This is a genomic window from Pseudomonas sp. B21-053 (assembly GCF_026016365.1).
Lineage (GTDB): Bacteria > Pseudomonadota > Gammaproteobacteria > Pseudomonadales > Pseudomonadaceae > Aquipseudomonas > Aquipseudomonas nunensis.
Genome location: NZ_CP087205.1, coordinates 5,540,263 through 5,566,857, shown reverse-complemented (window position 1 = coordinate 5,566,857; position 26,595 = coordinate 5,540,263). Strand labels below are relative to the sequence as shown.

At 58.2% G+C, this 26,595-nt stretch carries 28 protein-coding genes and 1 tRNA gene; 21 read left to right on the top strand and 8 right to left on the bottom strand.

Annotated features, from left to right (window positions below):
• Window positions 1-124 precede the first annotated feature (124 nt).
• Window positions 125-1,471: an OprD family porin gene (locus LOY68_RS24945; RefSeq protein ID WP_163912555.1), complete on the bottom strand. Its 1,347-nt coding sequence runs from the start codon at window positions 1,469-1,471 to the stop codon at window positions 125-127.
• Window positions 1,472-2,386: 915 nt separating this feature from the next.
• On the opposite strand from LOY68_RS24945, the gene LOY68_RS24940 reads away from it, so the two are divergent.
• Together LOY68_RS24940 and LOY68_RS24935 are read left to right on the top strand one after the other, a co-directional pair.
• Complete coding sequence (locus tag LOY68_RS24940) at window positions 2,387-2,812, top strand: HIT domain-containing protein (protein WP_054045765.1); 426 nt, start codon at window positions 2,387-2,389, stop codon at window positions 2,810-2,812.
• Window positions 2,813-2,815: 3 nt separating this feature from the next.
• Entirely contained in the window at window positions 2,816-3,022 is a 207-nt protein-coding gene (locus LOY68_RS24935; RefSeq protein ID WP_054045009.1) for a SlyX family protein, read from the top strand.
• Window positions 3,023-3,103: 81 nt separating this feature from the next.
• Here the strand turns inward: LOY68_RS24935 and LOY68_RS32140 are convergent, their stop codons facing one another.
• The gene (locus LOY68_RS32140) at window positions 3,104-3,706 is read right to left on the bottom strand and encodes a cold-shock protein (protein WP_054045007.1); all 603 of its coding nucleotides are present in this window, start codon (window positions 3,704-3,706) and stop codon (window positions 3,104-3,106) included.
• A gap of 311 nt (window positions 3,707-4,017) precedes the next feature.
• Here LOY68_RS32140 and LOY68_RS24925 point away from each other — a divergent pair, with 311 nt between their 5' ends.
• From LOY68_RS24925 to nadA, 19 genes are all read left to right on the top strand, one after another.
• Window positions 4,018-4,488 (top strand): Dps family protein, encoded by a 471-nt coding sequence (locus LOY68_RS24925; protein ID WP_054045005.1) that lies wholly within the window; start codon window positions 4,018-4,020, stop codon window positions 4,486-4,488.
• A gap of 267 nt (window positions 4,489-4,755) precedes the next feature.
• Window positions 4,756-5,070 carry a ribbon-helix-helix domain-containing protein gene (locus LOY68_RS24920; RefSeq protein ID WP_163912559.1) on the top strand — a complete coding sequence of 105 codons (315 nt, stop codon included), beginning with the start codon at window positions 4,756-4,758 and terminating at the stop codon, window positions 5,068-5,070.
• Between the two features lie 151 nt (window positions 5,071-5,221).
• Window positions 5,222-5,443: an FmdB family zinc ribbon protein gene (locus tag LOY68_RS24915; protein WP_010457489.1), complete on the top strand. Its 222-nt coding sequence runs from the start codon at window positions 5,222-5,224 to the stop codon at window positions 5,441-5,443.
• 94 nt (window positions 5,444-5,537) lie between these two features.
• A complete protein-coding gene (gene aspS / locus LOY68_RS24910) occupies window positions 5,538-7,313 on the top strand; it encodes an aspartate--tRNA ligase (protein WP_265040523.1) in 1,776 nt (591 codons plus the stop codon).
• A 119-nt stretch (window positions 7,314-7,432) separates the two neighbouring features.
• Window positions 7,433-8,179: a YebC/PmpR family DNA-binding transcriptional regulator gene (locus tag LOY68_RS24905; protein ID WP_008072427.1), complete on the top strand. Its 747-nt coding sequence runs from the start codon at window positions 7,433-7,435 to the stop codon at window positions 8,177-8,179.
• A gap of 149 nt (window positions 8,180-8,328) precedes the next feature.
• On the top strand, window positions 8,329-8,853 hold the full coding sequence (ruvC, locus tag LOY68_RS24900; RefSeq protein WP_054044997.1) for a crossover junction endodeoxyribonuclease RuvC: 525 nt from the start codon (window positions 8,329-8,331) through the stop codon (window positions 8,851-8,853).
• 114 nt (window positions 8,854-8,967) lie between these two features.
• A complete protein-coding gene (gene ruvA, locus LOY68_RS24895) occupies window positions 8,968-9,585 on the top strand; it encodes a Holliday junction branch migration protein RuvA (RefSeq protein ID WP_163912561.1) in 618 nt (205 codons plus the stop codon).
• Entirely contained in the window at window positions 9,586-10,647 is a 1,062-nt protein-coding gene (gene ruvB / locus LOY68_RS24890) for a Holliday junction branch migration DNA helicase RuvB (RefSeq protein WP_054044994.1), read from the top strand.
• Window positions 10,648-10,785: 138 nt separating this feature from the next.
• Window positions 10,786-11,253: a tol-pal system-associated acyl-CoA thioesterase gene (gene ybgC / locus LOY68_RS24885; RefSeq protein WP_265040522.1), complete on the top strand. Its 468-nt coding sequence runs from the start codon at window positions 10,786-10,788 to the stop codon at window positions 11,251-11,253.
• Entirely contained in the window at window positions 11,243-11,938 is a 696-nt protein-coding gene (tolQ, locus tag LOY68_RS24880; protein WP_054044990.1) for a protein TolQ, read from the top strand. The genes ybgC and tolQ overlap by 11 nt, the downstream gene beginning before the upstream one ends.
• Window positions 11,939-11,961: 23 nt before the next feature.
• Window positions 11,962-12,414: a protein TolR gene (tolR, locus tag LOY68_RS24875; protein WP_163914819.1), complete on the top strand. Its 453-nt coding sequence runs from the start codon at window positions 11,962-11,964 to the stop codon at window positions 12,412-12,414.
• Entirely contained in the window at window positions 12,414-13,493 is a 1,080-nt protein-coding gene (gene tolA, locus LOY68_RS24870; protein ID WP_163912563.1) for a cell envelope integrity protein TolA, read from the top strand. The genes tolR and tolA overlap by 1 nt, the downstream gene beginning before the upstream one ends.
• Before the next feature lie 47 nt (window positions 13,494-13,540).
• Complete coding sequence (tolB, locus tag LOY68_RS24865) at window positions 13,541-14,791, top strand: Tol-Pal system beta propeller repeat protein TolB (protein ID WP_054044985.1); 1,251 nt, start codon at window positions 13,541-13,543, stop codon at window positions 14,789-14,791.
• 52 nt (window positions 14,792-14,843) lie between these two features.
• The gene (gene pal / locus LOY68_RS24860; RefSeq protein WP_003178634.1) at window positions 14,844-15,341 is read left to right on the top strand and encodes a peptidoglycan-associated lipoprotein Pal; all 498 of its coding nucleotides are present in this window, start codon (window positions 14,844-14,846) and stop codon (window positions 15,339-15,341) included.
• A gap of 6 nt (window positions 15,342-15,347) precedes the next feature.
• Complete coding sequence (ybgF, locus tag LOY68_RS24855) at window positions 15,348-16,190, top strand: tol-pal system protein YbgF (RefSeq protein ID WP_163912564.1); 843 nt, start codon at window positions 15,348-15,350, stop codon at window positions 16,188-16,190.
• 166 nt (window positions 16,191-16,356) lie between these two features.
• On the top strand, window positions 16,357-17,004 hold the full coding sequence (queE, locus tag LOY68_RS24850) for a 7-carboxy-7-deazaguanine synthase QueE (RefSeq protein WP_265040521.1): 648 nt from the start codon (window positions 16,357-16,359) through the stop codon (window positions 17,002-17,004).
• Window position 17,005: 1 nt separating this feature from the next.
• Window positions 17,006-17,698 (top strand): 7-cyano-7-deazaguanine synthase QueC, encoded by a 693-nt coding sequence (gene queC, locus LOY68_RS24845; RefSeq protein WP_054044981.1) that lies wholly within the window; start codon window positions 17,006-17,008, stop codon window positions 17,696-17,698.
• Between the two features lie 63 nt (window positions 17,699-17,761).
• Window positions 17,762-17,837, top strand: a tRNA-Lys gene (locus LOY68_RS24840).
• 270 nt (window positions 17,838-18,107) lie between these two features.
• A complete protein-coding gene (gene nadA / locus LOY68_RS24835; protein WP_054044979.1) occupies window positions 18,108-19,166 on the top strand; it encodes a quinolinate synthase NadA in 1,059 nt (352 codons plus the stop codon).
• Window positions 19,167-19,277: 111 nt separating this feature from the next.
• Here the strand turns inward: nadA and LOY68_RS24830 are convergent, their stop codons facing one another.
• The 6 genes from LOY68_RS24830 to gcvH all read right to left on the bottom strand — a co-directional run bounded on the left by LOY68_RS24830 (window position 19,278) and on the right by gcvH (window position 26,454).
• On the bottom strand, window positions 19,278-19,766 hold the full coding sequence (locus LOY68_RS24830) for an RDD family protein (protein WP_265040520.1): 489 nt from the start codon (window positions 19,764-19,766) through the stop codon (window positions 19,278-19,280).
• 94 nt (window positions 19,767-19,860) lie between these two features.
• Window positions 19,861-20,073 carry a cold-shock protein gene (locus tag LOY68_RS24825; protein ID WP_003175786.1) on the bottom strand — a complete coding sequence of 71 codons (213 nt, stop codon included), beginning with the start codon at window positions 20,071-20,073 and terminating at the stop codon, window positions 19,861-19,863.
• A gap of 392 nt (window positions 20,074-20,465) precedes the next feature.
• Complete coding sequence (gene gcvT, locus LOY68_RS24820) at window positions 20,466-21,590, bottom strand: glycine cleavage system aminomethyltransferase GcvT (RefSeq protein ID WP_265040519.1); 1,125 nt, start codon at window positions 21,588-21,590, stop codon at window positions 20,466-20,468.
• A 33-nt stretch (window positions 21,591-21,623) separates the two neighbouring features.
• Window positions 21,624-23,000: an L-serine ammonia-lyase gene (locus LOY68_RS24815; protein ID WP_265040518.1), complete on the bottom strand. Its 1,377-nt coding sequence runs from the start codon at window positions 22,998-23,000 to the stop codon at window positions 21,624-21,626.
• 191 nt (window positions 23,001-23,191) lie between these two features.
• Window positions 23,192-26,059 (bottom strand): aminomethyl-transferring glycine dehydrogenase, encoded by a 2,868-nt coding sequence (gene gcvP, locus LOY68_RS24810; protein ID WP_265040517.1) that lies wholly within the window; start codon window positions 26,057-26,059, stop codon window positions 23,192-23,194.
• Between the two features lie 11 nt (window positions 26,060-26,070).
• A complete protein-coding gene (gcvH, locus tag LOY68_RS24805) occupies window positions 26,071-26,454 on the bottom strand; it encodes a glycine cleavage system protein GcvH (protein ID WP_008027813.1) in 384 nt (127 codons plus the stop codon).
• Between the last annotated feature and the right edge of the window lie 141 nt (window positions 26,455-26,595).

The window sequence follows — 26,595 nt, the reverse complement described above, 5'->3', positions numbered from 1 at the left end:
TGCCTGACTTAACAGTCAGGCTAATTGAGTAGCAAGCTATCAATTAAGCGTGAGCCGCAGTCAATAAAAAAGGCCCATCCGAAGATGGGCCTTTTTTTGATTACCGCAAACTAACTTTCGGCAATTACAGAACCGACAGCGGGTAGTCGACGATGAAACGGAACTCTTTCACGTCGCCTTCACCTTCGTCAGCGTTAGCGAAGTGCCATGCTTGACGAATACGGAAGGAAAGGTCTTTTGCCGGGCCAGACTGAACAACGTACTTGGCCTCGAAGTTGGTTTCGTTGTGCTTGCCGTCAGCACCGTACAGGCCAGTGTAAGCGCTGCCTGCTGGAGTGTTGGTGCCGTCGATGTCCCAACCTTTCACGTAACGGGTCATGAAGCTCAGACCAGGAACGCCGTACTCAGCCATTTTCAGATCGTAACGGATCTGGGCCGACTTCTCGCCAGGGGCGTTGAAGTCAGAGTACTGGATGGAGTTGGCGAGGAAGATCGAGTCGCCGCCACGGTTGTTCTTGCCGATACCGATGTAGTCGAACGGGGTATCGCCATTCACTTTCTGGAAGGCCAGGGTGATGGTGTGTGCTTTCAGGAAGGTGAGAGCAGTTGCCAGCGAGAACGCGGTGTTGCTGATGTCACCGGCTTTCGCGTCACCGGTGTCGGTGGTGCGATAGATGTTGAAGTCAGTGTTCAGCGAGGTGTCACCACTGATTGGAGTGGTGAGGTTCACGTTCGCGTAGTACTGGTTCCAGATATCTTCCAGCTTGGCGCCATACAACGATGCGGTCAGGTTTTCAGTGATGCCGTATTTGCCACCGAAGTAGTCGATGGTGTTGGCTTCAACGCCTGCGTAGGTTGCGAACAGGCCGCCGTCACGGGAGTTCTTGTCTTGGCTGGTACCCGAGTAGAAGTGACCGGCTTCGAGGTCAAGATCTTTGACTTCGCTGCTCTGCAGTTGGAAACCGCTGGCAGTTTGCGGAAGGATACGGGAACCACCGACTGCGAACACAGGAGCGGTGCTCGGCTGCATGTCGCCGACTTTCAACTCGGTTTTGGAGATGCGGAATTTAATCGCTGCGCCGGCTTTACCCTGGCTGTCGTTGACGTCGCGGCCGCCGTTAGCATTAACGGTGTCGCTACGGCTCATGTTACCCGAGCCGGAAGTGCCATCGCCGCCATCCAGTTTGATGGCCAGGTAACCGAATGCATCAACACCAACGCCTACAGTACCTTGGGTGTAGCCGGAGCTGAAGTTGCCCCAAATGCCCTGGGTCCAGTCTTTGACGTCGCGGCTGCCATCCTTGTTGTCACGGTTGAAGTAGTAGTTGCGAACCAGCAAGTTCAACGAGCTGTCTTCAACAAAACCTTTGGCTTCAGCCTGGTCACTAACAAAAGGTGCGGCCGTAGCCATTTGAGTACTGGCTGCTGCTGCAACTGCCAGTGCGATTGTGCTCCACTTCATCACGCGCATCGTGATTTGCTCCTTTGGTTTTAGAAGAGTACTGCCGTCCCACCTGTTTTATTATCTGGGCGGCTCTTTCTTTTTGTGTCGGCGCAAACTTATATCACGCCGACAATGTTGGCGATACTTGCGTATCTAACCTTTCAGCTTCTTTACGACCCTGTCGCAAATGGCTTGGTAGATGTCGCAAATTCACTGCCCCGACGCAAGCGGATTGACAACTTTAGCGTTGTTTTCCAAACCTGGAGCACCGGTAAAAAGAGTCCCTGGTGAAACGTTTGAATCTCCATCGGGCAACCCTGCCGCTGTTTTTATTTGCCTTCCAGCTTCCACTTCCAGCGGACGCTTCGTAGGCGATATAGGTGTGAATGCAACAAGCGTGCTCAAATCAGAATTCTGTGTCTGTTTTTTTCTGAAGGCCCGCTTGCAGCTGTAAAAACCTCATAAAACCGGGGGTTTCAAGCGCGTTTTGTTTGCACTTGACGCCATCCATTGCATGGTGTTGCGCCATCATGACAATCGCGCGACCACAAAAAACGTTACCGGTTCACCCCAAAAGTGAGTAATCGGCGGATCCCCGACGCTCTCAGCGTAGACGCGATGTGCGGTTTTGGTGCAAAAAATTTTAATCGCTGTACTGAATTCATACAGCGCGGCGATCGGTAGCCTGCGAACAAATGAGTATTCATGGGTCACTTCGGCGTTTTTTGTCACCGCATCGGTTCTGTAATGGTGCGCTCCGCTGAAAAATGTCTCATGTCGGGGCGTGCGTCCCGCTCGGCAAAATTTATTGGGTGGATGGCGGCCAAGGTTCGTCGTGAAGCCTGGGGCATTCGCAGGTATGCTGCCGTCCTGTCGCTTGGCACGCAGCCTCTATTGAGGGGCGCTAAGCTGAAAATGATGAAACCGGCGGGAGTGCGCTCAGTGTTCGCTTTAGATCCACGACTTCAACAAGACACCTTACCGATCGGGGACTTCCCCCTCTGCCGGTTGCTCTTGTCCAACGATTCGAACTATCCCTGGTTCATCCTGGTGCCGCGCCGCGAAGATATCAGCGAGTTGTTTCAGTTAGATGTCGCCGATCAGCAGCAGCTGTGGCAGGAAACCACCGCCCTGGCGGAAATGCTCAAGGACTCGTTCGACGCCGACAAATTGAACGTCGCGGCTTTGGGTAATGTTGTCAGCCAGCTGCATATGCATGTGATTGTGCGCAAACGCGAGGACGCCGCCTGGCCAGCCCCGGTTTGGGGCAAACATCCGGCCAAGCCCTACAGTGCCGAGCAGGTCGCGGTGATTCGCGAACGGCTGCGCCTGGTTTTGACCGATCACTTCACGTTTCTGGAGGGCTGAGCCATGAGCCTGGAAGAGCGCGTCAACGATCTGGAAAGCCAACTGGCGTTCCAGGACGACACCATTCAGTCATTGAACGATATCCTGGTGACGCAACAGCGCGTGGTCGAGCGCCTGCAACTGCAAATGGCCGCGCTGCTGCGCCGCCAGGAAGAGATGGCCGGGCAGTTCGAGTCCTCCGAGGAAGAGGCCCCGCCGCCGCACTACTGACTCAAAGGTGTACCGGCTAAACGCCGGGCAATAAAAAACCGCGAACAGCCAGGCTGCTCGCGGTTTTTTTATCGCTCGGGATCAGCGACGGGGTAGTGCGGCAATCACATCTTCGGCTTGCAGGCCTTTGTCACGATTCATGACGGAGAACTCCACACGCTGGCCTTCGACCAGGACGCGGTGACCTTCGCCACGAATGGCCCGGAAGTGCACGAAAATATCGTCGCCGGAATCCCGGGAGATAAAGCCGAAGCCTTTGGAGGTGTTGAACCACTTGACGGTGCCGGTATCGCGGTTGCTCATGTCATAGCTTGGCGAGGCGGCGGCCGGTGAAGATTTGTAGAAACTGATGGCCAGGTGCAGAAGGACTGCGACCACGGCAGTCAGCAGGCTGAACAGAACGGAAGGTTGGCCGGCGATAAAAGGCATCTTCGCGATCAGTGTCAGGGTTTGCAGGACAACAGCCAGGACCAGCAGGGCGCTGACCAGGTTTTGCAGTTGGTGACGAGGACCTTTGTTCCAGTAGGGGATAACCGGAGCGAGGGTCAGGTTGAGCAGGCCGAAAAAGGCCAGGTAAAGCGCGTCGGGTTGTTGCAGGTAAGGAACAGCTTCGGGTTGCAAGCTAGGGAAGAAGGACAGCAGCAAGGCTGCTGCGCCCATTAGCAGGTGGACGATTTTCAACATTTTGATTGACTCACGTTAAGACGGATCACAAGGAAGAGCTGATTGAGCACGGTCCGCTTCAAAACAATAAGAGGCGGTGGACACGTACCCGCTACCAGCCTATGCGCTGCGCCCCGGAGAAATAGGGGCATAGCGACACACTGCCTATTTAACAGCAAAGCCTGCGCCTACTCAAATCAGGCGGTCGGGCGGTGTCCCCGGGGGCGATTTGTCGCAGGTCGGCTGGCCATCCAGGTCAGCAGGGTGCGGATTGCCTTGCTACAGTGGTCCTGCACTTGTCGGATGAATTTCATCACCTTTAGGGGGTAAGCATGGCAATCGATATCGGTATCAGTGAAGAGGATCGCAAGTCCATCGTCGACGGGCTGTCGCGTCTGTTGTCGGACACTTATGTGCTGTATTTGAAAACCCATAACTTCCACTGGAACGTCACGGGCCCCATGTTTCGGACCCTGCACTTGATGTTCGAGGAGCAATACAACGAGTTGGCCCTGGCGGTCGATTCGATTGCCGAGCGAATTCGCGCCTTGGGTTTTCCGGCGCCCGGCGCCTATTCGGTGTATGCCCGTCTTTCTTCTATTAAGGAAGAGGAGGGCGTGCCCAGTGCCGAAGACATGATCAAGCAGCTGGTCGACGGGCAGGAAGCGGTGACCCGGACGGCGCGCGGGATCTTCCCGTTGCTGGACAAGGTCAGCGACGAGCCGACGGCGGATCTGCTGACCCAGCGCATGCAGGTTCATGAAAAAACCGCGTGGATGTTGCGCTCGCTGCTGGATCAGTAACTGTCCCGGTGTGCGAATGACGCCGGGGGCGTTGTTCGCACGCAGCTCCTTCTTGCAGAAAAACGCCCTTTCAGCTGAAGAAAATACCCCAGGTTTCGTAGGAAACAGTCCGGCGTAGGACCGTGTCCATGATCCTCACTCTGTTGTTGGCTTATCCTACGTTGATGGTCATAAAGTCATCTGGATATAACTTTGCGCCTGCGTTTTTATAGGGGAACAGGAGGTAGCTCCTATAGAAAGCAGAGATGACAAAGGAGTGTCAGCGCTATGGTTTATGGAGAAAGTCGGGATGAGAGGAGCTTCGGGGCGCAACAGGCGATCAAGATTGATCCGTTCGTCAGTGAATTCGATATGGGACTGGCCAGGCCTTCGGCCCGATCGGTGCGCCTGAACGGTTTCGCGACCTGCCTGCGGCTTGAGCAGGTCTATTGGGAAATCCTCGGTAAAATGGCCACGCTTAATGGCTGCTCGGTCAGTGCGCTGTTGTCCCACGTGGATCGCGAAGTACAGTTGCGCCACGGCGGGGTGAAGAATTTCACCGGGCTGGTGCGTGTCGTCTGCGTCGTGCACAGCCTGAAGTAACACTGGGCTCACCTGTTTCGGCCTGTAACGGGTGGTATGTCAGTCTGTGCAGTCTTACGGCTGCACAGGCTGCATTTAATGGATATAATCCCGCTCTTTGCCGCAAAACCCTGTGTAAGCGGTAGCAATCCTGATCGCCGAGACAACCCCCATGCCGATGTACGACTATCAATGTGCTTCCTGTGGTCATCAGTTGGAAGCCATTCAAAAGATCAGCGCAGCACCGCTGGTCGACTGCCCTGCGTGCCAGGCGCCAGAGCTCAAGAAGATGCTGTCCATGCCGGGCTTCCGCCTCAGCGGCACCGGCTGGTATGAAACCGACTTCAAGACCGGTTCCAAGAAGAATCTGGCCGGCGGCGACAAAGCTGACTAAGGTCTGGAACCTGAGTTGAACGACACGTGCGAGCTCTTGCCTCTGTGCAAGGTCTCCAACCGAATTTCGAATTACGAGAAGTGAAACCACTACCATGATGCGCAGCCATTATTGCGGCCAACTGAACGAAGCCCTGGAAGGCCAGGAAATTACCCTTTGCGGATGGGTTCACCGTCGCCGTGACCACGGTGGGGTGATTTTCCTCGATATCCGTGATCGTGATGGTCTGGCCCAAGTGGTATTCGATCCGGACCGCGCCGAGAGCTTCGCCGCCGCCGATCGCGTGCGCAGCGAATACGTCGTGAAGATCACCGGCAAGGTGCGCCTGCGCCCGGCCGGTGCCACCAACGCCAACATGGCGTCGGGCATGATCGAAGTGCTGGGTTACGAACTTGAAGTGCTGAACGAGTCGGAAACCCCGCCGTTCCCGCTCAACGAGTTCTCCGACGTTGGCGAAGAAACCCGCCTGCGCTATCGCTTCCTCGACCTGCGTCGCCCGGAAATGCTCGAGAAGCTGCGTCTGCGTTCGCGCATGACCACCAGCATTCGTCGCTTCCTGGACGAGAACGGCTTCCTCGACGTCGAAACGCCGATCCTGACCCGTGCAACTCCGGAAGGCGCGCGTGACTACCTGGTGCCGAGCCGTACTCACGCCGGTTCCTTCTTCGCCTTGCCGCAATCGCCACAGCTGTTCAAGCAACTGCTGATGGTCGCCGGCTTCGACCGTTACTACCAGATCGCCAAGTGCTTCCGCGACGAAGACCTGCGCGCCGACCGCCAGCCGGAATTCACCCAGATCGACATCGAGACCAGCTTCCTCGATGAAAAAGAGATCATGGCCATCACCGAAAAAATGATCCGCAACCTGTTCAAGGAAGTGCTGGATCTGGAATTCGGCGACTTCCCGCACATGACCTTCGAAGAGGCCATGCGTCGTTACGGTTCCGACAAGCCTGACCTGCGTAACCCGCTGGAATTGGTAGACGTTGCCGACCAACTGAAAGAAGTCGACTTCAAGGTGTTCAGCGGCCCGGCCAACGACCCGAAATGCCGCATTGCCGCTCTGCGCGTTCCAGGCGGGGCAAGCATGCCGCGCAAGCAGATCGACGACTACACCAAGTTCGTCGGCATCTACGGTGCCAAAGGCCTGGCGTACATCAAGGTCAACGAGCGCGCCAAAGGCGTCGAAGGCCTGCAGTCGCCTATCGTCAAGAACATCCCTGAAGCCAACCTCAATGTGATCCTCGATCGCGTTGGCGCGGTTGACGGCGACATCGTGTTCTTCGGTGCCGACAAAGCCAAGATCGTCAGCGAAGCCCTGGGCGCGCTGCGGATCAAGGTCGGCAACGACCTGGACCTGCTGACCTGCAAGTGGGCACCGATGTGGGTTGTCGACTTCCCGATGTTCGAAGAGAACGACGACGGCAGCTTCACCGCCTTGCACCACCCGTTCACCGCGCCGAAGTGCACCCCGGAAGAGCTGGCAGCCAACCCGGCAATCGCTCTGTCCCGTGCCTACGACATGGTCCTGAACGGCACCGAGCTGGGTGGCGGTTCGATCCGTATCCACCGCAAGGAAATGCAGCAGACCGTGTTCCGCCTGCTGGGTATCAATGAAGCGGAACAGGAAGAGAAATTCGGCTTCCTGCTCGACGCCCTGAAATACGGCGCGCCGCCACACGGTGGCCTGGCCTTCGGTCTGGACCGTCTGGTAATGCTGATGACCGGCGCCCAGTCGATCCGTGAAGTGATTGCGTTCCCGAAAACCCAGAGCGCGGCTGACGTCATGACTCAGGCACCGGGCGCTGTAGATGCCAAGGCATTGCGCGAATTGCACATTCGTCTGCGCGAAACGCCAAAGGCTGAGTAAGGCTGACCCTGAAGGCGCATCCTTATGGGATGCGCCTTTTTTACAGGTCGAGATTTTTTGTTGCTGGCTGGCGCTCAACGCGTAGCGGGCAATGTTTCAAAGAGAATTCGGAGCGAGATATGGCGGGTCATTCCAAGTGGGCGAACATCAAGCACCGCAAAGAACGTCAGGATGCCAAGAAGGGCAAGATTTTCACCAAGTGGATTCGTGAGCTGACCGTTGCGGCCCGTCAGGGCGGCGGTGATCCGGGTTCCAATCCGCGTCTGCGCCTGGCCCTGGACAAGGCCCTTGGTGCGAACATGAGTCGCGACATCATTGATCGCGCGGTAGCCCGCGGTGCCGGTGCAGCCGACACCGACGACATGGTTGAACTGACTTACGAAGGCTACGGCCCGGGCGGCGTGGCGGTGATGGTCGAGTGCATGACCGACAACCGTAATCGTACCGCAGCGGCTGTTCGCCACGCGTTCAGCAAGTGCGGCGGCAACCTGGGCACTGATGGTTCGGTGGCCTACCTGTTCGAACGCAAGGGGCAGATTTCCTTCGCGCCGGGCGTCGATGAAGACGCGCTGATGGAAGCGGCCATGGAAGCCGACGCCGATGACGTGGTCACCCACGAAGACGGTTCGATTGACGTGTTCACCTCGTTCGCCGGGTTCTACTCGGTGCGTAACGCCTTGGAAGCCGCCGGTTTCAAAGGTGATGACGCAGAAATCGTGATGCTGCCGACCACCAGTGCCGAACTGGACCTGGAAGGCGCGGAGAAGGTGCTCAAGCTGATCGACATGCTTGAAGACCTGGATGACGTGCAGAACGTCTACTCCAACGCAGACATTCCGGAGTCGGTTGCCGCGCAACTGGGTTGAGGCATTTATATAAGGTCGCAGCCTTCTCCCGCCCTACACTGTAGGAGCTGCCGAAGGCTGCGATCTTTTGATTTTAAGAGCCAAAAGATCGCAGCCTTCGGCAGCTCCTACAGTTACCCTCAGTTTTCGCACCATATTCCGCAGGCGTTATGACTTTAATCCTTGGTATCGACCCCGGTTCGCGCATCACCGGTTATGGCGTGGTACGCGATACCGGGCGCGGCTGCGTCTACGTGGCCTCGGGCTGTATTCGCACTGGCTCCGGCGAGTTGCACGAACGTCTGCAAATCGTCTATCGCGGCGTGCGGGAAGTCATCCAGACCTACGGCCCGACGACCATGGGCATCGAAAAGGTCTTCATGGCCCGCAATGCCGACTCCGCGCTGAAACTCGGCCAGGCCCGTGGTGCAGCCATCGTTGCCGGCGCCGAAGAAAGCCTGGAAATTGCTGAATACACCGCGACCCAGGTCAAACAAGCCGTGACCGGTACCGGCGCGGCTAATAAAGAGCAGGTGCAAATGATGGTCATGCACATGCTCAAATTGACCAGCAAACCGCAAATCGATGCCTCGGACGCCCTGGCCATTGCAATTTGTCATGCGCACACCCGTTCCAGCCTGCTGCCTCATGGTCTGGGGACAGCACGCAGTCGTGGCGGGCGCCTGCGTCTCTGATAGCATCAGCAATCATTTTTAAGGGATGAGGGTTTTGCGCCTGGGTTGTCGGCGCAAACCCCTTGCTCTGTCAGTCGCTGGCCTCGGGCTGGCCAACGCTCAAGGATTCGAAACGTGATTGGACGCTTGCGCGGCACCCTGGCTGAGAAACAGCCGCCGCACCTGATTCTGGATGTAAACGGCCTGGGGTATGAGCTGGAAGTGCCCATGACCACGCTGTATCGCTTGCCGTCGGTCGGTGAACCGCTGACCTTGCACACCCATTTAGTCGTACGCGAAGACGCGCAGTTACTCTATGGCTTCTATGGCAAGCGTGAGCGAGACTTTTTTCGCGAGTTGATCCGTCTCAATGGTGTAGGACCGAAATTGGCCCTGGCCTTGATGTCGAGCCTGGAAGTCGATGAACTGGTGCGTTGCGTGCAATCCCAGGACACCTCGGCACTGACCAAAGTGCCGGGCGTGGGCAAGAAGACCGCCGAGCGTTTGCTGGTGGAGCTCAAGGACCGCTTCAAGGCTTGGGAAACCGTGCCGGCGATGTTCGCCCTGGTGCCTAACCAACCGGGTGGCCCGGATACGCCAGCCCCGACGGTTACCGCCGAGAGTGATGCGATCAGCGCGCTGGTCTCCCTGGGCTACAAGCCGCAGGAAGCCAGCAAGGCGATTACCTCGATCAAGGAGAAAGGCTTGAGCAGTGAAGACCTGATTCGCCGTGCCCTGAAGGGAATGATTTAAGTGATTGAAGCTGATCGTCTGATTGCCGCCACGCCTGGCCCTCGCGACCGCGAGGAAGTCCAGGACCGGGCGATTCGTCCCCTCAGCCTGGCCGAGTACATCGGCCAGCCGACCGTCCGCGAGCAAATGGAGTTGTTCATCCAGGCCGCTCGTGGTCGCAGCGAATCCCTGGACCACACGCTGATCTTCGGTCCGCCGGGCCTGGGTAAAACCACGCTGGCCAATATCATCGCCCAGGAAATGGGCGTGTCGATCAAAAGCACCTCGGGCCCGGTTCTTGAACGTCCGGGTGATCTGGCGGCGCTGCTGACTAACCTTGAGCCCCACGACGTGCTGTTCATCGACGAAATCCATCGGCTGTCGCCGATCGTCGAGGAAGTGCTGTACCCGGCCATGGAAGATTTTCAGCTCGACATCATGATCGGCGAAGGGCCGGCCGCGCGTTCGATCAAGCTCGATCTACCGCCGTTCACCCTGGTCGGCGCGACCACTCGCGCCGGCATGCTGACCAACCCGTTGCGCGACCGTTTCGGGATTGTCCAGCGCCTAGAGTTCTACAGCACCGCTGACCTGGCGACGATTGTCAGCCGTTCGGCGAGCATTCTCGGCTTGCCGCTGGACCCGGAGGGCGCCTTTGAAATCGCCCGCCGTGCGCGTGGCACTCCGCGAATCGCCAACCGTTTGCTGCGCCGGGTGCGGGATTTCGCCGAAGTGCGCGCCAAGGGCCACATCACCAAACCGATCGCCGACCTGGCCCTGAACCTGCTGGATGTCGACGAGCGTGGCTTCGATCACCAGGATCGGCGTCTGCTGTTGACCATGATCGAGAAGTTCGACGGCGGCCCGGTTGGCGTAGACAGCCTCGCGGCGGCCATCAGTGAAGAGCGCCACACCATTGAAGACGTGCTGGAACCGTACCTGATCCAGCAAGGCTATATCATGCGAACCCCGCGGGGGCGGGTAGTGACCCGGCACGCGTATCTGCATTTCGGTTTAAACATTCCGTCACGATTGGGTGAGATGCCCGTGGTAGACGAATTTCTCGATGCAGTAGACGATTAATTAACGTTTGCGGGCTGATCGATTGGGGGTTTGTGTGGTCCTAGTGGCTCACATGACGAATCTTTCACTAGAAAGCCGCAGAACAATGAAAAACAGTTGCCTCGCCGGATTGGCAACCTGAGGAGTAAGCACTAGAGTATGCGCGCGCAAAACGGGCTTGAGCCTTTCGCACATCGTTGTCGCGTTTATTACGAGGACACCGATGCGGGCGGCATCGTGTATTACGTTAATTACCTCAAGTTTATGGAACGGGCTCGAACCGAGCGGCTCCGGGAACTGGGCTTTGCCCAATCCCAGCTGGCAGGGGAGGACCTGTTGTTCGTCGTGCATTCCAGCGAAGCGCGTTACCACGCGCCGGCGCGACTGGACGACGAACTCCTGGTAAGCGCTAAAGTAATCGAATTGAACCGTGTCAGCCTGCGCTTTAAACAGCAAGTCAGGCGGGCTACGGATAATGCGCTGCTCTGTGAAGGGCAGTTTCTGGTGGCCTGTGTGCGCACTAACAGTTTGAAACCCCGGGCCATTCCCGAAGCTCTACGTGCGGCCTTTGCCGACGTGAGCGGCGCGGGTACACACTCAAAGCAGGAGATAAAGCGTGGAAGCTAACGTCGTCGACCATTCCTCCATGTGGAGCCTGGTCAGCAATGCCAGCGTCGTGGTGCAGTTGGTAATGCTGATTCTGGTAGCCGCATCGGTGACCTCATGGATCATGATCTTTCAGCGCAGCAATTTGCTGCGCGCCGGTCGACGTGCCCTGGAGAGCTTTGAAGAGCGCTTCTGGTCGGGTATCGACCTGTCCAAACTCTACCGTCAGGCCGGCAGCAACCCTGACCCGGATTCGGGCGTCGAGCAGATCTTCCGTGCCGGTTTCAAGGAATTCTCCCGTCTGCGTCAGCAGCCAGGCGTTGACCCGGAAGCGGTCATGGAAGGCGTGGCCCGTGCCATGCGCGTCGCCATTTCCCGCGAAGAAGAAAAGCTCGAGCAGAGCTTGCCGTTCCTCGCCACCGTTGGTTCCGTCAGCCCGTACATCGGTCTGTTCGGTACGGTCTGGGGCATCATGAACTCCTTCCGTGGCCTGGCAACTGCCCAGCAAGCGACCCTGGCCACCGTGGCCCCGGGCATCGCCGAAGCACTGGTGGCTACTGCCATCGGCCTGTTCGCAGCCATCCCGGCCGTTATCGCTTACAACCGTTTTGCTGCTCGCAGCGAAACCCTGCTGAGCCGTTACTACACCTTCGCCGACGAATTCCAGGCGATCCTGCACCGCAAAGTGCACACCAGCGAAGAATAAGCAGGTAATTTCCAATGGCTTTAATCGCTCGAGCTCGCAAAAAGCGCAAGCCGGTCGCCGAGATGAACGTAGTGCCTTACATCGACGTGATGCTGGTACTGCTGGTCATCTTCATGGTGACCGCGCCGATGCTCAATCAGGGCGTGAAGGTTGATCTGCCCAAGGTTTCCAGCGAAGCCTTGCCGCAGGACAACAACACCCAGGTCCTGACCATTTCGATCAAGTCTGACAAGACCTACTACTGGAACCTTGGCAGCGAAGTCGACACCGAGAAGCAGCAGGACAAGGCCATGACCTTGCCGCAGATGACCAGCGCCGTGACCAAAATCATCAGCGCCGGCAACGATAACGGCAAGCGCACCCAGGTCTTCATCCGTGGCGACAAGACCGTCGACTACGGTTCGGTCATGGGCGCCATGGGCGGGTTGCAGAAGGCCGGAGTCGGTAATGTTGGCTTGATTACCGAGGCGCCCTGATGCAGCAACAACGAGAGCCAACAGCCTCGGAAAGCTACTTCTGGCCTAGTGTCTGGGCGATTGGCTTGCACGTGCTGGTTTTCGGCATGCTGTTCGTCAGTTTCGCCATGACGCCTGAGTTGCCGCCGGCCAAGCCGATTGTCCAGGCGACCCTGTACCAGCTGAAATCGAAAAGTCGGGCGACCACCCAGACCAATCAGAAGATTGCGGGTGAAGCGGTGAAGTCTGCCGCGCGTCAAACCGAAGTCGAACAGATGGAACAGAAGAAGGTCGAGCAGGAAGCGGTGAAGGCTGCGGAACAAAAGAAAGAAGAAGCGGCTCAAAAAGCCGAGGAAGCCAAGAAGGCCGACGAGTCCAAGAAGTCTGAGGAAGCGAAAAAGGCTGATGAAGCCAAGAAAGCCGACGAAGCCAAGAAGACCGCCGAAGCCAAAAAGGCCGAAGAGAAACAATTGGCTGATATAGCCAAGAAGAAATCTGAAGAAGAAGCCAAGAAAGCTGCTGAAGAAGAGGCCAAGAAAGCGGCCGCTGAAGAAGCGAAGAAAAAGATCGTCGAAGACGCGAAGAAGAAAGCCGCGGACGACGCCAAGAAAAAAGCTGAAGCTGAAGAGGCGAAGAAGAAAGTCGCCGACGAAGCGAAGAAGAAAGCTGCTGCCGATGCTGCGAAGAAGAAATCGCAGGATGCGGCACGTAAATCTACCGAAGACAAAAAGGCCCAGGCCTTGGCAGATTTGCTTTCCGACACGCCACAGCGTCAGCAGGCGTTGGCCGATGAGCAGGGTGACGAAGTCGCCGGCAGTTTCGATGACCTGATTCGTGCTCGTGCAGCGGAAGGCTGGGCTCGTCCACCTTCGGCACGCAAAGGCATGACGGTCGTGTTGCAAATCGGCATGTTGCCGGACGGTACGGTGACTTCGGTCAGCGTTGCCAAGTCCAGTGGCGATGGTCCGTTCGACTCGTCTGCTGTGGCTGCGGTCAAGAATATTGGACGTTTGACAGAAATGCAGGGAATGAAGCCGAGCGATTTCGCTCCGTATCGTTCATTCAAGATGACATTCACACCTGAGGATCTAGCCTTGTGAGAAACCTTCTTCGAGGAATGCTTGTCGTTATCTGCTGCCTGGCAGGGATGGCGGTAGCAGATGAAAAAAACATTCTGGTCACCAGCGGCAGTGATCGGGCCACCCCGATTGCGGTAGTACCGTTCGGCTTCCAGGGCGGCACCGTCCTCCCGGACGACATGGCCGAAATTATTGGTAACGATTTGCGCAACTCGGGCTACTACTCGCCGATTCCAAAGCAGCAAATGATCAGCCAGCCGAGCCAGGCCAGCGAAATCATTTTCCGTGACTGGAAGGCGATCAGCGCCCAGTACATCATGGTCGGCAGCATTGTTCCGGCGGGCGGTCGCCTGCAGGTCCAGTACGCTTTGTTCAACGTCGCCACCGAGCAGCAAGTGCTGACCGGCAGCGTGTCGGGCAGCGTCGATCAACTGCGCGACATGGCGCACTACATCGCTGACCAGTCGTTCGAAAAACTCACCGGTATTAAAGGTGCGTTCTCGACACGTCTGCTGTACGTGACAGCCGAGCGTTTCTCCGAGAAGAACACGCGCTACACGCTGCAACGTTCGGACTATGACGGTGCCCGCGCCGTGACTCTGCTGCAATCGCGCGAGCCGATCCTGTCGCCGCGTTTCGCACCGGATGGCAAGCGCATCGCCTATGTTTCGTTCGAACAGAAGCGTCCGCGCATCTTCATGCAGAACATCGACACCGGTCGCCGTGAGCAGATCACCAACTTCGAAGGCCTGAATGGCGCGCCAGCCTGGTCGCCGGATGGCAATCGCCTGGCATTCGTACTGTCGAAAGACGGCAACCCGGACATCTATGTGATGAACCTGGGTTCACGTCAGATCTCGCGTGTCACCAACGGTCCTGGCATCAACACCGAACCGTTCTGGGGTAAAGATGGTTCGACCATCTACTTCACCTCCGACCGTGGCGGCAAGCCACAAATCTACAAGACCAGCGTCGGTGGTGGCGGTGCGGAACGCGTGACTTTCATCGGTAACTACAACGCAAACCCGAAACTTTCGGCCGATGAAAAGACCCTGGTGATGATTCACCGCCAGGATGGCTTCACTAATTTCAAGGTGGCGGCCCAGGATTTGCAGCGCGGAAGCGTAAAAATCCTCACTGATAGCACTCTGGACGAGTCGCCTACTGTTGCGCCCAACGGCACCATGGTAATCTACGCCACCCGCCAGCAGGGCCGGGGAGTCTTGATGCTCGTGTCCATTAATGGACGCGTAAGGCTCCCGCTTCCTACCGCACAAGGCGAAGTCAGAGAACCTTCCTGGTCCCCTTACCTGAACTGACGCGGCGCTACACGTTTTACTTAACACACTGGGGTTCATTAGGAGTTTCACGATGGAAATGCTGAAGTTTGGTAAATTTGCTGCGCTGGCTCTGGCCATGGCTGTAGCTGTAGGTTGCTCGTCCAAAGGCGGCGACAATGCCGGTGAAGGCGCTGTTGATCCAAACGCTGGTTACGGCGCTAACACTGGTGCAGTTGACGGCTCCCTGAGCGAAGAAGCTGCTCTGCGCGCAATCACCACTTTCTACTTCGAATACGATAGCTCGGACCTGAAGCCAGAAGCCATGCGCGCTCTGGATGTTCACGCTAAAGACCTGAAAGCAAACGGCGCTCGCGTTGTTCTGGAAGGCAACACCGACGAACGTGGTACTCGTGAGTACAACATGGCACTGGGCGAGCGTCGTGCGAAAGCCGTTCAGCGCTACCTGGTACTGCAAGGTGTTTCCCCAGCTCAGCTGGAACTGGTTTCCTACGGCGAAGAGCGTCCAGTTGCTACCGGCAACGACGAGCAGTCCTGGGCTCAAAACCGTCGCGTCGAACTGCGTAAGTAATTCGTCATGCGAACGTGCCGTCGTGCTGTAACTGTTCTGGCTCTCAGTCTCGCACCGCTTGCGGTGTGGGCTGCGGTTCCTGTGGTCGATAACAATTCCGGAAACACTAGCGGGACCAGTTATCCGCCTGCGGGTTACGGTACGAACGGCGCCTATGCCGGGGGAGGGGTTTCGGCCCCTGTCTCGGCACAGGGCGAGCTGTTCAACCAACTGCAATCCATGCAGGAGCAGATCTCACGCCAACAAGGTGTGATCGAAGTTCTGCAAAATGATGTAGCGCGCATGAAGCAGGAAAGCCTGGAGCGATACCAGGATCTTGATCGGCGCATAGGAACCGGCGTTGCACCAGCCGCCACTCCTGATAATTCTTCCACCGGTGGCACGTTGAATGCCCCCGGCGCAGCAGCCGCTGCAGGCGCAGGTGCAGGAGCGGTCGCCGCTCAAGCCCCGGCCGCCAGCAGTGAACCGGGTGATCCGGCGAAGGAAAAACTGTATTACGACGCAGCCTTCGACCTGATCAAAGCCAAGGATTTCGACAAGGCCAGCCAGGCTTTCGCCGCTTTCCTGCGCAAATACCCGAACAGCCAATACGCGGGCAATGCCCAGTACTGGTTGGGCGAAGTCAACTTGGCCAAAGGCGATCTGCAAGGTGCAGGTCAGGCGTTTGCCAAGGTTTCGCAGCTGTACCCCAAGCACGCCAAAGTGCCTGATTCGCTGTACAAGCTGGCTGATGTAGAGCGCCGCCTGGGTCATACCGACAAGGTCAAAGGCATTCTGCAGCAGGTTGTGGCCCAATATCCGGGTACTTCCGCCGCTCAGCTGGCTCAACGCGATTTGCAGCGCATGTAAGCCTGCTTGACCCGATATAGAAGAAACCCGCGCTTGTCGCGGGTTTTTTCGTTAGAATTCACGCCCTTTTTCTGAAACACGCTTTTGGGATTCGCGCGTTGGCGGGGTTCCTTGAAGAGCCTGACGGAGGCGGACAGCCTGTTTAGCTGTTACGCCCGTGGCGACTATGCAAGACACATTGAGAATCACCGAAGTTTTCTACTCGTTACAGGGTGAAACGCGGACTGCCGGGCTGCCCACTGTTTTTGTGCGCCTGACCGGTTGTCCATTGCGTTGCCAATACTGTGACAGCGCTTACGCGTTCACTGGCGGTACCATCCGCCCCCTCGACGATATCCTCGAGCAAGTGGCCGGTTTTCGTCCGCGCTACGTCTGTGTCACCGGCGGCGAGCCGTTGGCGCAACCGAATGCCATCCCATTGCTCAGGCAGTTGTGCGACGCCGGTTACGAAGTGTCACTGGAAACCAGTGGTGCTCTCGACATCTCGGCGGTAGATTCCCGGGTCAGTCGCGTCGTCGACCTGAAAACCCCAGGATCGAAAGAAGCGCATCGCAACCGCTACGAGAACATCGAACTGCTGACGCCCAACGACCAGGTGAAGTTTGTCATCTGCTCGCGGGAAGACTACGACTGGGCTGTGTCCAAGCTGATCCAGTACGGTCTTGATCGACGTGCCGGCGAAGTCCTGTTCTCGCCAAGTCACCATGACCTGAATGCACGGGACCTGGCTGACTGGGTGGTGGCGGACAATCTGCCAGTGCGTCTGCAATTGCAGCTGCATAAATATCTTTGGAATGACGAGCCGGGGCGCTGATATGACCGAACAACTCAACACTACCGAAAAACGTGCGGTGATCCTGCTGTCCGGCGGCCTGGACTCGGCAACCGTCGTGGCCATGGCCCGCGCTGAAGGCTACGCCTGCTACACCATGAGCTTCGACTACGGTCAGCGTTCCCATGCTGAATTGCACGCCGCCGCGCGCGTCGCTCGCGACCTGGGTGTGGTCGAGCACAAGGTGATCGGCCTGAACCTGAACGGTATGGGCGGCTCGGCACTGACCGACACCAGCATCGATATTCCGGAAGAGGCGGGTGAAGGTATTCCGGTGACTTACGTGCCGGCGCGCAACACGGTGTTTCTGTCCCTGGCACTGGGTTGGGCCGAAGTGCTCGGCGCCCGCGACATCTTTATCGGTGTGAACGCGGTGGACTACTCCGGTTACCCGGACTGCCGTCCCGAGTTCATCGAGTCCTTCGAGCGCATGGCCAATCTGGCGACCAAGGCTGGTGTGGAAGGCAACGGTTTCCGTATCCAGGCGCCGCTGCAAAACCTGAGCAAGGCGCAGATCGTCGAGGCGGGAGTGAAGCTGGGCGTTGATTACGGGCTGACCGTTTCCTGCTATCAGGCCGACGATAAAGGCTACGCGTGCGGCAAGTGCGATAGCTGCCGCCTGCGTGCAGAAGGCTTCGCAGCCGCCGGAATCAGTGACCCAACACCTTATTTTTGATTTATTTCAAATTAGGTGTTGAATAGTCCTTAAAAATCAGTATTATACGCGCCACCACACAGCGGGTCGTTAGCTCAGTTGGTAGAGCAGTTGGCTTTTAACCAATTGGTCGTAGGTTCGAATCCCACACGACCCACCATTTTTGTAGCAGTTTTAAAAGTCTGGAAGGCCCACGCAAGTGAGGATTTCCGGATTTTTTTTTGCCCGCGATTTGTGTTCGGCTCAACGCGGGGCTGCACCGCGTGACGCAGGTCAGAATCATCTTTTGCATCCACGGGATATTCTGTAGCCTTGCCCGGCTCCAACGTAGTGCCTGATGAATACTAACGCTCCCGGCGGTACCCTCAAGGGGTCCGGAGCCGGGTGTATACTCGACTTTCGCGCGAAAGCGCCCGCAGGTCTTGCGATCATGACGCAAATTTCTGAACGTCTTCTGGTTCAAGCTCACCTCGATGCCAAGCAGCCCAAGCCGCTGACCACCGAGGAAGAGGCTTATTACCGCGCTGCCATTGCCGCCGAGCTCAAGGCTCAGGACGCGGTGCTGGTTGCTCACTTCTATTGCGATCCGGTGATTCAGGCCCTGGCCGAAGAAACCGGCGGCTGCGTCTCCGATTCGCTGGAAATGGCCCGCTTCGGCAATGCTCATCCGGCCAAGACCGTAGTGGTCGCTGGCGTGAAGTTCATGGGCGAGACCGCGAAGATTCTCAACCCGGAAAAACGCGTGCTGATGCCGACCCTGGAAGCGACCTGCTCCCTGGACCTGGGTTGCCCGGTGGACGAGTTCTCGGCGTTCTGCGATCAGCACCCGGAGCGCACGGTGGTGGTGTACGCCAACACCTCGGCAGCGGTCAAAGCCCGGGCCGACTGGGTAGTGACTTCAAGCTGCGCGCTGGAGATTGTCGAAAGCCTGATGGATAACGGCGAGACGATCATCTGGGGCCCGGACAAACACTTGGGCACCTACATCCAGCGCAAGACCGGCGCGGACATGCTGCTGTGGGACGGTGCCTGCATCGTTCACGAAGAGTTCAAGTCCAAGCAGCTCGAAGACATGAAAGCGCTGTACCCGGATGCGGCCATTCTGGTGCACCCAGAGTCGCCGACTGCGGTGATCGAACTGGCGGATGCGGTCGGTTCCACCAGTCAGTTGATCGCCGCGGCGCAAAGCCTGCCGAACAAGACGCTGATCGTCGCCACCGATCGCGGCATCTTCTACAAGATGCAGCAGTTGTGCCCGGACAAGGTCTTCATCGAAGCCCCAACGGCCGGTAACGGTGCCGCGTGCCGCAGTTGCGCGCATTGCCCGTGGATGGCGATGAATACCCTTGAGCGGACGCTGAAGAGCTTGAAGGAAGGGACGAACGAGATCTTTGTTGATCCGGCGTTGATTCCGCAGGCGATTCGGCCGTTGAAGCGGATGCTGGATTTCACCCAGGCGGCGCGGATGAAGTTGGCGGGTAACGCTTAAGAGCGGGATCAAAAGGCAAGATCAAAAGATCGCAGCCTTCGGCAGCTCCTACACAGGTGTACACAAAACCCTGTAGGAGCTGCCGAAGGCTGCGATCTTTTTTTGTAGGCGCTACTTCTGTTTCTTTGGAATACGAACGAGCTGCGTATTCGAATACATGTCATGCCAGCTGCGCTTCTGCTTATCGAACAGCGGCCAGAGAAACCCCAGCCCGATGCACAACCACGACCCGATCGACACCACAAAGCGCAACAACGCCTGCCACAGGCTGATGGACGACCCATCGGCATTCTGCACGCGGATACCCCACACCTGCATGCCCAGGGTCTGACCGGACCAAGTCCAGAACTTGGCGAAGAAACCGAACAGCACAAACAACAGCACCGTCGACAGCAAGGGATCACCGTCCAGGGCGCCGGCTTCAGTCAGGGTGCGCATCTTGTCTTCGCCAATGATCGCCATCTGGATCATCTTGTAGATGCCGCTGGTAACGATCAGCAGGGCGGTACACAACAGGAAGTCATAGAACATCGCTGCCAGGCGACGACCCAGGTGGGCGGCAGGGAAGTCGCCCTGGGGTTTGAGCAGGTGTTTCGACATGGCAGCCTCTGGCGGAAAAAGAAGCCATTTTACGGATTTACGCGCACAAAAAAGCCCCTGATGTCAGCATCAGGGGCTTTTTCGTTACAGAAGGTTAGGCTTCTGCTTGTACTTCGTCAGCCTGCATGCCTTTCTGGCCTTGCACAGCGACGAAAGTCACTTTCTGGCCTTCTTTCAGGCTCTTGAAGCCGTTGCCCTGGATGGCGCGGAAATGCACGAACAGATCCGGACCGCTTTCAGGAGTGATAAAACCAAAACCTTTCTCGTCGTTAAACCACTTGACGGTACCGCTCTGACGTTGGGACATTTCTTATTCCTTTGACGCAAAAAATTAATGACAGTCTCCTTCTCATGAAAGAGTACTGGGGCTGGTTGCAGGAGAGTAAGAAGACGTCGAACGGGATGTAGCTAACTTGTAGGCTACTGCCCAGGTCACGATTCCAAGCGACCCATGCAAACACAGTGAACAAACTCTACGCCAACTAGCCAATAAAAAACAAGCCCCTGTGAGGGGCCCGGTTTTGCTCAGGTTGGTGGCTGTTAGTCGGTCACTAGTGCGGGCTTATTCGATGGCGGTGTTCAAATGTTTTCGATCGTTATAAGCCAAGTTCATTATCGAACGGTTGCACTGTTTTATGGCGGTTGCGTTACAGATTAGTGCACTGTTAACGCAACCGCGTTACTTATAGAAACAGTCAATCAACCGCGATAGTAGCGTTGTGGAACAAATGGCATTTTGCTTACAAGCAAAGGCACCTTTTTCCCACGAACAATCGCCCAAACGGGTGTGTCGAGAGCGATGTAAGCATTGTCGACGTAACCCATGGCCAGAGGACCGCCCAAGGTCGGACCGAAGCCACCGCTGCACACGCTGCCGATAATCTCGCCGGCTTCGTTGACGATCTCTGCGCCTTCACGCACCGGCGTGCGCTCTTGCGGCAGCAGGCCAACGCGCTTGCGGCTGACCCCACCTTGTTGTTGGGCAAACACGCTTTCCGCACCCGGGAAGCCGCCGGCCCGCGCACCATCGGTACGACGTGGCTTGGAGATGGCCCACAGCAAGCTCGCTTCAATCGGCGTTGTCTCGGCGTTCATGTCGTGGCCGTAGAGGCACAGGCCGGCTTCCAGGCGCAGGGAGTCACGGGCGCCGAGGCCGATGGCGGCCACTTCCGGCTCGGCCAGCAGCGCACGAGCCAGAGCTTCAGCGTTGGCGGCCGGTACGGAGATTTCGAAACCGTCTTCGCCGGTGTAGCCCGAACGGCTGACAAAACAATCAACGCCCAATAGCTTCACGCGGGCGAATTGCATGAAGGTCATTTTCGACACTTCAGGCGCCAGGCGTGCGAGCACGGTCACGGCGGCCGGGCCTTGCAGTGCCAGCAACGCGCGTTCTTCGAACAGCGGCTCGATGGTGCACTGCTCGCCGATGTGCTTGCGCAAGTGCGCCAGGTCCTGATCCTTGCAGGCGGCGTTGACCACCAGGAACAGTTCGTCGTTACCCAGGTTGGCGACCATCAGGTCGTCAAGGATGCCGCCGGTCTCGTTGGTGAACATCGCGTAACGCTGCATGCCCACCGGCAAGTCGATGATGTCCACCGGCACCAAAGTTTCCAGGGCCTTGGCGGCATTCGCGCCGGTCAGGCGGATCTGGCCCATGTGCGAGACATCGAACAGCCCGGCCTGATCACGGGTGTGCTGGTGTTCTTTCATCACGCCCAACGGATATTGCACCGGCATGTCATAGCCGGCGAACGGCACCATGCGTGCGCCGAGTTCGATGTGCAGCGCGTGCAGTGGAGTTTTCAGCAATTGTTCGGTGGACATATTCAGCTCCTGAAAATAATGCGGATGCGTGCATCAGCACTCGATAATGTTGACCGCCAAACCGCCACGGGCGGTTTCCTTGTATTTGCTTTTCATGTCGGCGCCGGTCTGGCGCATGGTGCGGATGACCTTGTCGAGGGAGACGAAATGCTGACCGTCGCCGCGCAGGGCCATGCGCACCGCATTGATGGCTTTCACCGAGCCCATGGCGTTGCGCTCGATGCACGGCACTTGCACCAGGCCGCCAATCGGGTCGCAGGTCAGGCCGAGGTTGTGTTCCATACCGATTTCAGCGGCGTTTTCCACTTGCTGCACGCTGCCACCGAGGACTTCGCACAAAGCGCCGGCCGCCATTGAGCAGGCGACGCCGACTTCACCCTGACAGCCGACTTCAGCGCCGGAGATCGAGGCGTTTTCTTTATAGAGAATGCCGATGGCTGCCGCAGTCAGCAGAAAGCGCACGACCCCGTCCTCGCTGGCACCGGGAATGAAGCGCATGTAGTAATGCAACACCGCCGGGACGATCCCCGCTGCACCGTTTGTGGGCGCAGTGACGACGCGTCCGCCATTGGCGTTTTCTTCATTGACCGCCAACGCGTAGAGATTGACCCAGTCCAGCACCGACAGCGGATCGCGCAGCGCCGATTCCGGGTTCTTGCACAATTGCCGATGCAGCGCGGCGGCACGGCGCTTGACCTTCAAACCACCGGGCAAGATGCCTTCGTTGCGGCAACCGGCGGCGACGCAGTCCTGCATTACTTGCCAGATATTCAGCAGACCGGCGCGGGTTTCCGCTTCCGGGCGCCAGGCGCTTTCGTTGGTCAGCATCACCTGGCTGATCGACAAGCCATAGGTGGTGCAGTGGGTGAGCAGGTCCTTGGCGCTTTTGAACGGGAAGGTCAGGGGCGTTGCGTCCTCGACAATGCGGTCGGCGCCGGCCGCATCTTCATCGACGACAAAACCGCCGCCGACCGAGTAATACTCGCGGCTGCGGATCTGAATGCCAGCAGCATCGAAGGCGCGAAAGATCATGCCGTTGGGGTGATAGGCCAACGGTTTGCGGATCATCGCCAGGTGTTCTTTTTCGTTGAACGCAATGCTGTGTTCACCGAGCAGGTTCAGGCGACCGTTGCCGCGAATGTCCTGCAGGCGGGTGGCGACGGTTTCGGTGTTCACGGTGTCCGGGTGTTCGCCTTCCAGGCCGAGCAACACAGCCTTGTCACTGCCGTGGCCCTTGCCGGTGGCGCCGAGCGAGCCGTAGAGCTCGACTTTGACGCTGGCGGTGGCGGACAGCAGCCCTTCACGGCGCAGACCTTCGGCGAAACGCGCAGCAGCACGCATCGGGCCGACGGTGTGGGAACTGGAGGGACCGATACCAATCTTGAACAGGTCGAACACGCTTAACGACATGAGTTGTTCTCCGGTTTCTTGTTATAGGAATTCGCGGAATCTGGGACTTTGCACGGTCCCCTGTGGGAGCGGGCTTGCTCGCGAATGCGGTAGGTCAGGCAACATTGAGGTGACTGATCCACCGCATTCGCGAGCAAGCCCGCTCCCACAAGGGGTAATGCGGTGGGGCGGATTAACCGCCCCACACAGTTTTAAGCGTAGCTTTCGATCGACGGGCAGGCGCACACCAGGTTGCGATCGCCAAACACGTTGTCGACGCGACCGACCGGTGGCCAGTATTTGCCTTCGATCAGCGATGCAACCGGGTACACCGCTTGCTCACGGCTATACGGGTGCGTCCACTCGCCAACGATTTCCGCTGCAGTGTGCGGAGCGTTTTTCAGCGGGTTGTCGTCCTTGTCCAGGGTGCCGTTTTCCACCGCGCGGATTTCTTCGCGGATGCGGATCATGGCGTCGCAGAAGCGGTCCAGTTCTTCCTTGGATTCGCTTTCGGTCGGCTCGATCATCAGCGTGCCGGCGACCGGGAAGGACATGGTCGGGGCGTGGAAACCGAAGTCGATCAGGCGTTTGGCGACGTCATCAACGCTGATGCCGCTGCTGTCTTTTAGCGGACGCAGGTCGAGGATGCATTCGTGCGCGACCAGGCCGTTGCTGCCGGTGTAGAGCACTGGGTAATGCTCTTCGAGGCGACGGGAAATGTAGTTGGCATTCAGGATCGCCAGTTGCGAAGCACGCTTCAAACCGGCGCCGCCCATCATGCGGATGTACATCCAGGTGATCGGCAAAATGCTTGCGCTGCCGAACGGTGCCGCGCAGACCGCGCCTTCCTTGCGTTCCATGGTGCCGTGACCCGGCAGGAACGGGGTCAGGTGCGACTTCACGCCAATCGGGCCAACGCCTGGGCCGCCACCGCCGTGCGGAATGCAGAAGGTTTTGTGCAGGTTCAAGTGCGACACGTCGCCGCCGAACTTGCCCGGCGCACAGAGGCCGACCATCGCGTTCATGTTGGCGCCGTCGATGTACACCTGGCCGCCGTGGTCGTGAATGATGCCGCAGATTTCGCGGATGCCTTCTTCGAACACGCCGTGGGTCGACGGGTAAGTGATCATCAGCGCGGCGAGGTGTTCGCGGTGCTCGATGGCTTTGGCGCGCAGGTCTTCGATATCAACGTTGCCACGCGCATCGCAGGCGGTCACGACCACACGCATGCCAGCCATGTTGGCCGTCGCCGGGTTGGTGCCGTGAGCGGACGATGGGATCAGGCAGATGTCGCGACGGTCTTCGCCACGGCTCTGGTGATAGGCGCGGATCGCCAGCAGGCCAGCGTATTCACCTTGGGAACCGGCGTTCGGTTGCAGCGAGATTGCGTCGTAACCGGTCGCGGCGCAGAGCATCGCTTCCAGTTCGTCGGTCAGTTGCTGGTAACCGGCGCTTTGCTCGGCCGGGGCGAACGGGTGCAGCGCACCGAATTCAGCCCAGGTCACCGGGATCATTTCGCTGGCGGCGTTGAGCTTCATGGTGCACGAACCCAGCGGGATCATGGTGCGATCCAGCGCCAGGTCCTTGTCGGCGAGCTTGCGCAGGTAGCGCATCAGCTCGGTTTCCGAGTGGTAACGGTTGAACACTGGGTGGCTGAGGATCGGCGATTGACGCACCAGCGCGGCTGGAATAGTCGCTTGAACCGAAGCGGCGAGGGTGGCGAAATCTGGCAGCGCTTTGCCGTCAGCCAGCAGGGTCCACAGGGTTTCCACGTCAGCTTGCGAAGTGGTTTCGTCGAGGGACAGGCCCAGACGTTCGGCATCGACGACGCGCAAGTTGATCTGCTGGGTGCGAGCCTTGTCGTGCAATGCGGCAGTGTTAGCGCCGGTCTTGATCGTCAGCGTGTCGAAGAAATTTGCTTGCTCGACATTCAGACCGATCGCTTTCAGGCCTTGGGCCAGAATCGCGGTCAGGTGATGCACGCGGTTGGCGATCTGCGTCAGGCCTTTCGGGCCGTGGTACACGGCGTACATGCTGGCGATGTTGGCCAGCAGTACTTGCGCGGTGCAGATGTTCGACGTGGCTTTCTCGCGGCGGATATGTTGCTCGCGGGTTTGCATCGCCAGGCGCAGGGCCGGCTTGCCGAAACGGTCCACGGAAACGCCGACCAGACGGCCCGGCATGTCACGCTTGAACGCATCTTTCGTCGAGAAATAAGCCGCGTGCGGACCACCGAAGCCCAGCGGCACGCCGAAGCGTTGCGCGCTGCCGATGGCCACGTCGGCGCCGAACTCGCCCGGCGGGGTGAGCACGGTCAGGGCCAGCAGGTCAGCCGCGACGGCGACCAGTGCGTTGGCGGCGTGAAAGCGTTCGGTCAGTTCGCGGTAATCAAACACGTCACCGTTGCTTGCCGGGTATTGCAGCAGCGCGCCGAAGAACGGCGTCACGTCGGTCAGTTCGAGTTCGTCGCCAACCACCACGTCGATGCCCAGCGGCTCGGCACGGGTGCGCAGTACGTCGAGGGTTTGCGGGTGGCAATGCACGGAAGCGAAGAACGCGTGGCTACCCTTGTTCTTGCTCAGGCGTTTGCAGAAAGTCATGGCTTCGGCAGCGGCGGTAGCTTCGTCGAGCAGCGAGGCGTTGGCGATCGGCAGGCCGGTCAGGTCGCTGATCAAAGTCTGGAAGTTCAACAGCGCTTCGAGACGACCCTGGGAAATTTCTGGCTGGTATGGCGTGTAAGCCGTGTACCAGGCCGGATTTTCCAGCAGGTTGCGCAGGATCGGCGACGGCGTGTGGGTGCCGTAGTAGCCCTGGCCGATGAAGGTCTTGAACAGCTGGTTTTTGCCGGCGATGGATTTGATCAGGGCCAGGGCATCGGCTTCGCTCAGGCCATCTTCGAGGCCGAGCACGCTGGTGCCTTTGATGCTTTCAGGAATGACGCTGGCGCTCAGGGCTTCCAGCGAGTCGAAACCGAGGCTGTTGAGCATCGCTTGCTCGTCGCCGGAACGCGGGCCGATGTGGCGGGCGATGAATTCGTTGGCGGTGGTCACATCTACAGAAACAGAAGGTACTTGGGTCATGTCAGCGCTCCTCAGGCTTCGGCGTTGGCTTTGATCAGACGGTCGTAAGCGTCCTGATCCAGCAGTTTGGCGACAGCAGAGGCGTCGGTTGGCTGGAAGCGGAAGAACCAGCCTTCGCCCAGCGGATCTTCGTTGACCAGTTCAGGGCTGCTGTCGAGCGCCGGGTTGACTTCCAGCACTTCACCGTCGAGTGGCATGTACACGCCGCTGGCGGCTTTTACCGATTCCACGGTGGCGGCTTCAGCGCCTTTGTCGTAGGACTGCAGCTCAGGCAGTTGTACGAAAACCACGTCGCCCAAGGCGTTCTGCGCGAAAGCGGTGATGCCGACTGTAACGCTGCCGTCAGCTTCGGTGCGCAGCCATTCGTGATCTTCAGTAAAACGCAACTCGCTCATGGAAACTCCTAAGGGGGCCAGAATCGTCTGGTGGACGCGATTAAATGCTTGGGCTAAAGCCCTTCTTTATAGGTGGCTACTAAGCAAGATCGCGGCCAAAGTTATTAAAGCCTTATAAATCAATGGCTTGTTTGTTTGTGA

Coding starts and splice junctions, on each gene's coding strand:
- LOY68_RS24945 (WP_163912555.1), bottom strand. CDS start 1,471: ATGCGCGTGATGAAGTGGAGCACAATCGCACTGGCAGTTGCAGCAGCA.
- LOY68_RS24935 (WP_054045009.1), top strand. CDS start 2,816: ATGAGCCTGGAAGAGCGCGTCAACGATCTGGAAAGCCAACTGGCGTTC.
- LOY68_RS32140 (WP_054045007.1), bottom strand. CDS start 3,706: ATGTTGAAAATCGTCCACCTGCTAATGGGCGCAGCAGCCTTGCTGCTG.
- LOY68_RS24925 (WP_054045005.1), top strand. CDS start 4,018: ATGGCAATCGATATCGGTATCAGTGAAGAGGATCGCAAGTCCATCGTC.
- LOY68_RS24920 (WP_163912559.1), top strand. CDS start 4,756: ATGGTTTATGGAGAAAGTCGGGATGAGAGGAGCTTCGGGGCGCAACAG.
- LOY68_RS24915 (WP_010457489.1), top strand. CDS start 5,222: ATGCCGATGTACGACTATCAATGTGCTTCCTGTGGTCATCAGTTGGAA.
- aspS (WP_265040523.1), top strand. CDS start 5,538: ATGATGCGCAGCCATTATTGCGGCCAACTGAACGAAGCCCTGGAAGGC.
- LOY68_RS24905 (WP_008072427.1), top strand. CDS start 7,433: ATGGCGGGTCATTCCAAGTGGGCGAACATCAAGCACCGCAAAGAACGT.
- ruvC (WP_054044997.1), top strand. CDS start 8,329: ATGACTTTAATCCTTGGTATCGACCCCGGTTCGCGCATCACCGGTTAT.
- ybgC (WP_265040522.1), top strand. CDS start 10,786: ATGCGCGCGCAAAACGGGCTTGAGCCTTTCGCACATCGTTGTCGCGTT.
- tolA (WP_163912563.1), top strand. CDS start 12,414: ATGCAGCAACAACGAGAGCCAACAGCCTCGGAAAGCTACTTCTGGCCT.
- tolB (WP_054044985.1), top strand. CDS start 13,541: ATGGCGGTAGCAGATGAAAAAAACATTCTGGTCACCAGCGGCAGTGAT.
- pal (WP_003178634.1), top strand. CDS start 14,844: ATGGAAATGCTGAAGTTTGGTAAATTTGCTGCGCTGGCTCTGGCCATG.
- ybgF (WP_163912564.1), top strand. CDS start 15,348: ATGCGAACGTGCCGTCGTGCTGTAACTGTTCTGGCTCTCAGTCTCGCA.
- queE (WP_265040521.1), top strand. CDS start 16,357: ATGCAAGACACATTGAGAATCACCGAAGTTTTCTACTCGTTACAGGGT.
- queC (WP_054044981.1), top strand. CDS start 17,006: ATGACCGAACAACTCAACACTACCGAAAAACGTGCGGTGATCCTGCTG.
- nadA (WP_054044979.1), top strand. CDS start 18,108: ATGACGCAAATTTCTGAACGTCTTCTGGTTCAAGCTCACCTCGATGCC.
- LOY68_RS24830 (WP_265040520.1), bottom strand. CDS start 19,766: ATGTCGAAACACCTGCTCAAACCCCAGGGCGACTTCCCTGCCGCCCAC.
- LOY68_RS24825 (WP_003175786.1), bottom strand. CDS start 20,073: ATGTCCCAACGTCAGAGCGGTACCGTCAAGTGGTTTAACGACGAGAAA.
- gcvT (WP_265040519.1), bottom strand. CDS start 21,590: ATGTCCACCGAACAATTGCTGAAAACTCCACTGCACGCGCTGCACATC.
- LOY68_RS24815 (WP_265040518.1), bottom strand. CDS start 23,000: ATGTCGTTAAGCGTGTTCGACCTGTTCAAGATTGGTATCGGTCCCTCC.
- gcvP (WP_265040517.1), bottom strand. CDS start 26,059: ATGACCCAAGTACCTTCTGTTTCTGTAGATGTGACCACCGCCAACGAA.
- gcvH (WP_008027813.1), bottom strand. CDS start 26,454: ATGAGCGAGTTGCGTTTTACTGAAGATCACGAATGGCTGCGCACCGAA.